General features: G+C 66.3%; 8 protein-coding genes. 3 read left to right on the top strand and 5 right to left on the bottom strand.

The window, feature by feature from the left end:
* The 4 genes from JMF90_RS12680 to JMF90_RS12665 all read right to left on the bottom strand — a co-directional run.
* Positions 1-519 (bottom strand): Rieske 2Fe-2S domain-containing protein (locus JMF90_RS12680; RefSeq protein WP_201325140.1); only part of this gene is annotated, 519 nt, incomplete at its 3' end.
* Positions 520-531: 12 nt separating this feature from the next.
* On the bottom strand, positions 532-1,626 hold the full coding sequence (locus tag JMF90_RS12675; RefSeq protein ID WP_077179746.1) for a methyltransferase type 12: 1,095 nt from the start codon (positions 1,624-1,626) through the stop codon (positions 532-534).
* A 13-nt stretch (positions 1,627-1,639) separates the two neighbouring features.
* Complete coding sequence (locus JMF90_RS12670) at positions 1,640-2,602, bottom strand: cyclopropane-fatty-acyl-phospholipid synthase family protein (protein WP_201317299.1); 963 nt, start codon at positions 2,600-2,602, stop codon at positions 1,640-1,642.
* Positions 2,603-3,233: 631 nt separating this feature from the next.
* A complete protein-coding gene (locus JMF90_RS12665; RefSeq protein ID WP_012336648.1) occupies positions 3,234-3,908 on the bottom strand; it encodes an HAD family hydrolase in 675 nt (224 codons plus the stop codon).
* 203 nt (positions 3,909-4,111) lie between these two features.
* Here JMF90_RS12665 and JMF90_RS12660 point away from each other — a divergent pair, with 203 nt between their 5' ends.
* Entirely contained in the window at positions 4,112-5,314 is a 1,203-nt protein-coding gene (locus JMF90_RS12660) for a sugar transporter (RefSeq protein WP_077179748.1), read from the top strand.
* Between the two features lie 28 nt (positions 5,315-5,342).
* Here the strand turns inward: JMF90_RS12660 and JMF90_RS12655 are convergent, their stop codons facing one another.
* Positions 5,343-6,119: an SDR family NAD(P)-dependent oxidoreductase gene (locus JMF90_RS12655; protein ID WP_077179749.1), complete on the bottom strand. Its 777-nt coding sequence runs from the start codon at positions 6,117-6,119 to the stop codon at positions 5,343-5,345.
* A 158-nt stretch (positions 6,120-6,277) separates the two neighbouring features.
* Here JMF90_RS12655 and JMF90_RS12650 point away from each other — a divergent pair, with 158 nt between their 5' ends.
* Both JMF90_RS12650 and JMF90_RS12645 read left to right on the top strand, forming a co-directional pair.
* Positions 6,278-7,180: a LysR family transcriptional regulator gene (locus JMF90_RS12650; RefSeq protein ID WP_062885673.1), complete on the top strand. Its 903-nt coding sequence runs from the start codon at positions 6,278-6,280 to the stop codon at positions 7,178-7,180.
* 313 nt (positions 7,181-7,493) lie between these two features.
* The gene (locus tag JMF90_RS12645; RefSeq protein ID WP_077179751.1) at positions 7,494-8,441 is read left to right on the top strand and encodes a DUF4880 domain-containing protein; all 948 of its coding nucleotides are present in this window, start codon (positions 7,494-7,496) and stop codon (positions 8,439-8,441) included.
* The last annotated feature ends 124 nt before the right edge of the window (positions 8,442-8,565 follow it).

Below are 8,565 nucleotides of genomic sequence, written 5' to 3'. Positions count from 1 at the left end.
ACGATGATTGACGTCGACGCCGTTCTCGGCCGGATTCTGCAGGCTGCCGTTCAGCGTATGGCACTGGCCGCGCGGCCGCGAATAGCCGTCGAGGTCGAGTTCGGGCAGCGACCACGACGGCGCTGCGCCCGCACGGTCGTGCCATGCGAGCACGAGGCCGTTCCATTCGCATACGGGGCGCTGCCGCAGCGTGGCGGCGGGCGGCTTGCCGTCGCGCCCGGCGCGCAAGCAGGTGCCGTCCGGCGCGAACGCGAGGTGATGGAACGGGCATACGATCTCCTCGCCGCGCACGATGCCGCCGTGCCCGAGATGCGCGCCGAGGTGCGGGCAATGCGGCGCAACCGCGCGAATCAGGCCGGATGCCGTTCGATACAGCACGACGTCCGCGCCCATGAAACGCGTCACGACGAGCGCGCCGGGTTTGACGTCGCGGCTGTAGGCCAGCGCGAACCAGCCGTCCGGATAGCGATGTCGCGAAGCGGCGGCGGGTTCGGGCACAACAGGGATCGGTGCGTGCATGTGCGTCTCCAGTCACCGGGGCGAAGCATGCCGGTCCGCCGCCGCGATTTCCTCGAGCGTCGGCAGTGCCGTCATCGCGACTGCGCCGCCGGCGAAGCGCCCGCCGCCGAGGTCGTCGCCGTGGTAGCGGGTGCTGAATGCATGAAACTCCGCATTCCCCGCACTCATGTAGCCCAGTTCCGTTACGTAAGCCTGTGCATCGGCGTCGCCGGCCAGCGCGCCCGTCGCGACCGCTTCACGCGCGTCGATCAGACGGTGTTCGTTCGACGTGCAGAGTACCGCCAGCCGGTCGAGCGCCGCCTGGGCGTTCAGTTGCTCGACGCGCATCAGGATCCACACGGCGTTGAATCGCTCGTGCGCGGACCATTCCTTGCGAAACGAAAACAGGTCGTTGACGAGGATCACCGAATCGATCGTCGCATCGCGCGCGTCGGCCAGCGCCGCGTGTTGCGCGAGGCGCTGCCCCATGTCGATGTCGAGCGCGTATTCGGTGAGCAGCGTAATCCAGTGGCCGAAGCCCTCGACCCGGCGAAACGCCAGATAGTCGGCCAACGACAGGCGCGATGCATCGGTTGCCGTCGGGCTGGCCTGCGTATGGATCTGCTCGCGGATGCATGCGACGAACCGCCGCCAGAAGGCCGGGCGCGCCTCGCTCTGGGCGCGCATCGAGCGCAGCGTGTCGTGCAGCAGTCGCGCGGAAGGTGCGTCGGCCGGCGGCGGCGTGCCGTCGACGGCCGCCAGAAAATACTCGCGCAACGTGTCGAGCCCCGCCTGGTCGCCGGTACGCGCGAGATGTGTGAAGGCGTCGTCCATCAGCGTCGTGACGTGCATCATGCGGTGGAGCGCGTACACGCGATCGGGCCGCGCATTCGGGTAGCACAGGCTGCCATACGCGGGAATGCGCTGCGCGAGAAAACAGCGCGCCGCTGCGTCGCTGCGATAGTGCTGCACAATGTACGGGTAGTCGTCGATCGCGAGTTGCCGCTCGATTGCTTCATGCTGCGGGTGCCGTGCGACGGGCAGCGACAGATGCGGCAGCGGCAGTACCAGCGTTTGCGTCTCGCTGGGCGGCGCGCTCGTGGCGCGCGGCGTTCCGGATGCTTGCATGCGGCTCTCCGGGTTACGCGTCGGGTTTGACCGCGACGATGCTGTAGGTCGACACCTTGTTCTTGATCAGCGCGACGGACCAGTTTTCGGCGAGCACGCGCAGTTCTTCCAGCGTGTCCGGCGCACGGTGCGGAAAATGGCGGTCGATGTTGGCCTTGGCATCCATCAGCCAGCGCGCGACGTCGATGTTCGACGGCAGCACGCGCATGTCGCGGATCGCGAACCCGGCGTCGATCAGCACCTGCCTGAAATAATCGGGCGTCTTGCGGTGCTTGCATGCGATCCGGTCGACCTCGTCGGGCGTGTCGGACGCGTATTCGCTCAGGTCGACGTTGTACAGATTGTCCGAGATGACCACCGAGCCGCCGCCGCGCACACGCGCATGCAGCGCGCGCATCGCCTTTTCGTACAGCGCGTTCGGGAAATGCGAGATCACGCCGCGAATGATCACGAGATCGTAAGGCGTCGCGGGATCGGGCAGTCGATCGACGTCCTGTGCGTTGCACTGATACAGGTTGATGCGTCCCGCGAGCCCGTGCTGCGCATGAAAGCGGGCGCAGTAGTCGAGCTGTTCGCGACTGACGTTGATACCGTCGAGGCGCATGCAGCCGGGGAAGCGGCCGGCCAGATACTTCAGGATGTAGCCCCAGCCGCAGCCGATGTCGAGAATGCGTTCGACGCGCGGGGGAACGGGGCCGTCGAAGCCGGCGAGATGAAGCTGGCGTTCGAAGTAGCGAATGCCCGATTCATCGAGCGAGATCGGCGGCGTGGAGCGCGGATCGTCGTACACACCGAACTGGAACAACAGGTACTCGCCGATCGCCTTGCGCCAGTCGTCCGGGCTGCCGGCGTAGGTCGTCTGCACTTTCCGCTCGTAATCGCTCACCGTCTCGCCATGCAGCACCCGGATCGGTAGGGCGGGTTCCAGGTGCGGCGCGCGCAGTTCGGCGATCGCCTGTTCGCTGATCTGATTCATCGAAATCCTCGCGTCGTCCATTTCCGTCAAACCGGACAAAACAATGCCCGCCGATCGAGCGGCCGCGCACGTCTTTACGAAACGCCGGCACAAAAATACCCCGGCCGATACCTGTGATCGTGCGATCGAATAAATCGAGGTAATGCTTCGGTCGAAACGTTATGACGGTGAAAGATCCGTGCGCATTTATAGAATCCCCGGATAAATGGCGGAAAGGGCGCTACGACGCCACATCGCGACACAGGCCCCATATCGTGCCTGGGGCACCTGGCGACGCGGGCTGGCGCCGGCTGGCCGGTTCGGCTCCGTACGCAACGCGTATTTTCACGATTCTGGCACTGCGATCGTGAACCGGAAGCGAAGTGTTTTTGTTATATGAAAGGCGATTCGATTTTTCAAGAATCTTCCCGTGTGTTTTAAAAACACGGGAAAACAGATACGAATAAAAATATTAAAATCGCGCTTGTCAATGGCGGTGGGGATTGTTTCGATTCGATGAATCGAAAAAAGCCGCGACGCGAACGATCGCGCGCGCGGCTACCGGCCGGACGAGCTCGTGCGGCAGGATGACGTCAAGCTCGACTGAAACGCCCGCTCACGCAGGAACGGACCGGGAGCGGCGCACTGGCGCCTACGGCCGCGCAGCCACCTCGTCGAGGTGCCACAGCAGATCCGCCGGATCGTCGTACACGCGCAGCGCGCCCGCCCGTTCCAGCTCATCGCTGCCGTACCCGCCCGCCAGCAACCCGACGCCGAGCGCGCGGCAGCGGGCGGCGGCGAGCATGTCCCAGATGCTGTCGCCGACCACCACCGTATGCTCGATCGGCACGTTCAGCTTCGCGGCGGCAGTCAGGAACAAATCCGGGTCCGGCTTCGCATACTTCACCTGATCGCGCGTGACGACCACGTTCTTCGCCGGATCGACGCCGAGCGCCTCGAGATTGATCGCCGCCGTTTCCATCCGCCCGCTGGTCGCGATCGCCCAGCGAATGCCGGCATTCGACAGCGCGGCCAGCAGTTCGCGCGCACCCGGCAGTGGCCGGACCTGAGCGCGCAGCCGCTGGTACGCGGCCGCATGCAGCCGCGCGAGCCGCTCGACACGGTCGGCGTCGATGTCGCCGGCCGTTTCGCGCAGCAGTTGGTTCAGGAACAGGCCGCCGCTCATCCCGATCTTGCGGTGGATGCGCCACACCGACAGTTCGATGCCTTCGGCATCGAGCGCTTCCTTCCACGCGAGTACGTGTTGATAGACGCTGTCGACGAGCGTGCCGTCGAGATCGAACAGAAATGACGTTTCAATGCGCATGTAACTCTCCCTGGCCCGATGGTGGTCGGGCAAATCGTCGGCAAAACCTCATTCGTCACATTATCGGCGCACGGCCGTGTCACCGCCATGTCCCGCGCCGCACGCACCGCGCCCGGCGGCAGCGGGGCGAACACCGCTGGTACAATCGCGCCGATGCGCCGGGCGGGCCGCCCGCGCGCGCCCAACCTTCGTCGAATCCCCGTATGGCAACCCCCGACGCCGTCAGTTCCGAACAATCGTGGTGGGGCGTTCTGGCCCTGGCACTCACCGCCTTCATCTTCAATACCACCGAATTCGTGCCCGTCGCGCTGTTAAGCGCGATCGGCGACAGCCTGCAGATGCAACCGACCGCGGTCGGCCTGATGCTGACGATCTACGCGTGGGCGGTTGCGGTCGTGTCGCTGCCGCTGACGTTCGTCACGCGGCACGTCGAGCGCCGCAAGCTGTTGAGCGTGGCGCTGCTGGTGTTCATCGGCAGCCATGTCGTGACCGGCGTCGCGTGGAATTTCACGGTGCTGATGATCGGCCGGCTCGGCATCGCGTGTGCGCATGCGGTGTTCTGGTCGATTTCGATCCCGCTCGCGGTGCGGCTCGCGCCGAGCGACCGCAAAAGCCGTGCGCTCAGCCTGATCGCGATGGGCTCGGCGATCGCGATGGTCGCCGGGATTCCGCTCGGCCGCGTGATCGGCGAGGCGTTCGGCTGGCGCGTCACGTTCCTGATCATCGCGGGCACGGCGGGCGTCGCGCTGCTGTTGCTGCGCGCCACGTTGCCGTTGCTGCCGAGCCAGGGCGCCGGGTCGCTGAGCAGCATCGGCGTGTTCCTGCGCAAGCCGGCGCTGGTCGCGCTGTATGCGATCACCGTGCTGGTCGTGTCCGCGCACTTCACGTCGTACACGTACATCGAACCGTTCGTGCAGAGCATCAATCATGCGAGCAACAGCCGGATCACGTACGTGCTGATCCTGTTCGGCATCGCCGGCCTGCCGGCCGCGGTCTGCTTCAATCGCGTCTACCCGCACCGGCCCGACGATTTCCTGCTGGCGTCGATCGTCGCGCTGTCGGGCTGCCTGCTGATCCTGTTCCCGTGCGCGCTGAACATCGTCACGCTGTCCGTGCACACGCTGGTGTGGGGCGGCGCGATCGTCTGCTTCGGGCTGGCGATGCAGGCATGGGTGCTGAAGCTGGCGCCGGACGCGACCGACCTGGCCGTGTCGATCTACTCGGGGCTGTACAACGTCGGCATCGGCGCCGGCGCGCTGCTCGGCAACCATATCGCGGGCGACTTCGGGCTGCCGTGGATCGGCACCTTCGGCGGCGTGGTCGCGATCTTCGCGGCCGGTGTCGCGTGGGCCGCGTTGCGGCTGCACGCGAAACGGGAAGCGACGCTCGCGGCCCCCGCGCCGTGAAGCCGCTGCCCGGCACGCCGCCGGTGCATCACGCGATCGAATAGCCGCCGTCGGCCACGAGCGCGTGCCCCGACACATAGCTGGCATCGTCCGACGCGAGGAACGCGACGACCGTCGCCATCTCGGCGGCGGACGCCCAGCGGCCGGCCGGCGTCGATTCGGCGAAGGCGAGCCGTGCTTCCTCCGACGCCCAGATGCCGCGATGATGGAACGGCGTATCGATCAGCCCAGGGCACAGCGCGTTGACGCGCACGCCGCGTTTGAACCATTCGATCGAAGCCGTCTTCGTCATCCCGATCACCGCGTGCTTGCTCGCGATATACACCGACGCATTCTCGAAGCCGATGACGCCGCCCATCGACGCATTGTTGATGATGCTGCCCTTGCCCTGACGCAGCATGATCTCGGCCGCGAACTTCATCGAGTTGAACACGCCGCGCACGTTCGGCTCGAACACTCGGTCGTAGCTTTGCGCGTCCTGCTCGAGCATCGGCGCGAACACGCCTTCCGTGCCCGCATTGTTGAACGCGATGTCGAGCCGTCCGTGGGTCGACACCGTGAAATCGAACAGCTTGCGAAGCTCGGCTTCGTTCGCGACATCCGCAGCGAAGGCTGTCGCGTTGCCGCCGGCGGTCGCGATCTCGTCGACCAGTCGATCGAGTTCGGCCTTGCGTCGGGCGCTGACGACGACCTTCGCGCCGCGGCGCGCGAGTTCGATCGCCGATGCGCGGCCGATGCCGGAACTGGCGCCCGTCACGAGGGCGATGCGACCGTCGAGCGGGGCTGAGTGCGTGCTTGCGTTCATGATGCGTTTCTCCGTGGTGGTTGACCCTCTGCGTCGAAGCGACGTCTGATGCGCATTGTGGTCGCTCGACGGCGACAAAAAAATGGAACAATGGCGCATTCAGAATTCCTTCTTGAGGAATTAAAATCGCTTTTTCGCGAGCATCATAAAGGCTTCCCATGCTCAACCGCCTCGACATCCTGAAGATCTTTTCCGCGGCTGCCGCCGCGCCGACGTTTCGCGAGGCGGCCGCGCGGCTCGGCGTGTCGCCGCAGGTCGTCACGCGCGCGGTGCGCGAACTGGAGGAGATGCTCGGCGAAACGCTGTTTCACCGGACGACCCGCAGCATCCGGATCACCGCGTTCGGCCAGTCGTTCGCGCGCGAGGTGCAGGGCGCGCTGGCCGTGGTCGACGGGCTGTTCGGGCCGGCGACCGGCCAGCGCGACGAGCCGGTCGGCGTCGTCCGGATCACCGCGCCGTCGGGCATGGGGCGGCATTACGTGCAGCCGATCCTCACCGGCCTCATGCAGCGGTATCCGGGGCTCGTGCCCGATCTGCGGCTGTCCGACGTGCCGTCGCCGGTGGTCGACGAGCAGATCGACATCGGCGTGCGCGTCGGCGCGATCGGCGACAACCGCTTCGTCGCGCGCATGGTCGGGCCGTTGCCGATGTGGGTGGTGGCCGCGCCGTCGCTGATCAGGCGGCTGGGCGAGCCGAAAAACCGCAAGGCGCTCGAAGCGATGCCGGTGACGTGCCTGATCGATCGTGCAAGCGGGCGGCCGTGGCCGTGGATGTTTCGCGGCGAGCAGCAGTTCGTGCCGTCGTCGCCGGCTTACCTGACGGACGACACCGAGGTGGAGATCGAGGCCGTGTGCGCAGGGGTGGGAGTAGGCCAGTGTTCGGAATATCTTGTGCGGCCGTACGTCAGGAAGGGGCGTCTCGTGCGGGTGCTGCCGAGCCTCGAGCCCGAGCCGTGGAAGCTGCACGTCTATCGGCCGCGGCGCGGGCCGATGCCGCGTCGTATCCGGGTGGTGTACGACGAACTGGTGGCGAAGCTCGCGGAGGCGACGTGGCGGGAGTAGGGGGCCGCCGCACAACGGCAAACGTCGGTCGCGGCGGCATCATGAACCTTTCCGTGCCCGACCCTACGCCGGACGAATTTCGGCTGTTCGGCAACCGCGGGCCCGCCTGAAGGCGCTGCGGCCGATCGTCGATGTGAGGACCGCCGCGAGGCCGGGCGTCACGCAACCGATCCGCGCATTTCGCCGCATCGTTCGTTGCGATGCGCTCGTTACGGCATGTTATGCTCCGCGCGAAACCCGTGTTCCGGAATTCGCGGCTCGGCAACGGGCTGCGTGTGCGGCACGGCCGTTCGCCCTCGATTGATTGACGCTCATGAACGGTAACTCCACGCTCGATCCCGTGGCGCAAGAGGCGATTGACTGGGAAGTGAGGCTACGCTCCGGCGAGATTTCGCAGGCGGAGCGCGACGCATTCCTGGCATGGCGGCGCGCGGACCCGGCCCACGAAGAAGCATGGGCGCGGCTGCAGCAGCGGCTCGGCAGGCTCGGCCCGTTGCAGGGCACGTCGAGTACGGCGGTGCGGCGGGCGCTCGACGAGCCGTCGCGTCACCGCAGACGATGGCTGAAAGCCGGCGCGGGCCTGGGAGGCCTCGTGCTCGCCGGGATCGGCACGCGCCAGCTCGTTTCGACGTTTTCGCTCGACGCGGACTACCACAATGGCGATGTGGTCCCACAAAGAGTCCAGTTCGACGGCAGCGTTTCGGTCACGGCCGGCGCGGCCACGCGGGTGTATACCCATGCGCGTGACCAGGCCGACCTCTATCTGGCCGCCGGCCAGGTTGCAACAGATCCGACTCGCGCGGGCTATCAGCCTGTCGTCGTGACCACCCGCGACGGCATGGTCCGCACCGAGCGGGCGCGCGTGAGCGTGGACGTTCTGCGCCTGCATACCGTCGTGGCCGTGCAAGGTGGCGATGCGGTGCTGGCCGTGCCTCACGGGCGCCGCTTGCGGGTACCCGATGGATCGGCGTGGTCGCTGTCGGGCGGTCAGATCACCCGCATGCCCGAAACGTCGGCCGACATCTTCTCGTGGACACGCGGCACGCTGGTCGTGCTCGACCGCGCGGTGCCGGACGTGATCGAAACGCTGGGCCGTTACTTCGGCGGCTATATCCGTTTTCCGGAAGCCGCGCTGTCGCGCCGCGTGAGCGGCGTCTTTCCGCTCGACGACGCGCCGGCCGCACTCCGGCAACTGGCCGAAAGCCTCGGGTTTTCCCTGAATCTGTACGGCAACATGCTCGCCGTCGCCACCGCTGCCTGAAACCGCAGGCTTCCGCTCCAGTCCTCCCTCCGAATTTTTTTCGATTTGCGGTGTCACTTTTCGCCGCTCGTTGCACAAGGTAATCAAGAGCGCATCGAATCGCTCGACATCAACCCGTGCACTC

The organism is Burkholderia sp. E168m23, from assembly GCF_016586125.1.
GTDB classification, from domain to species: Bacteria; Pseudomonadota; Gammaproteobacteria; order Burkholderiales; family Burkholderiaceae; genus Burkholderia; species Burkholderia orbicola.
Note: the sequence above shows the minus strand (reverse complement) of the source record. Positions and strands in the feature narration are given on the sequence as shown.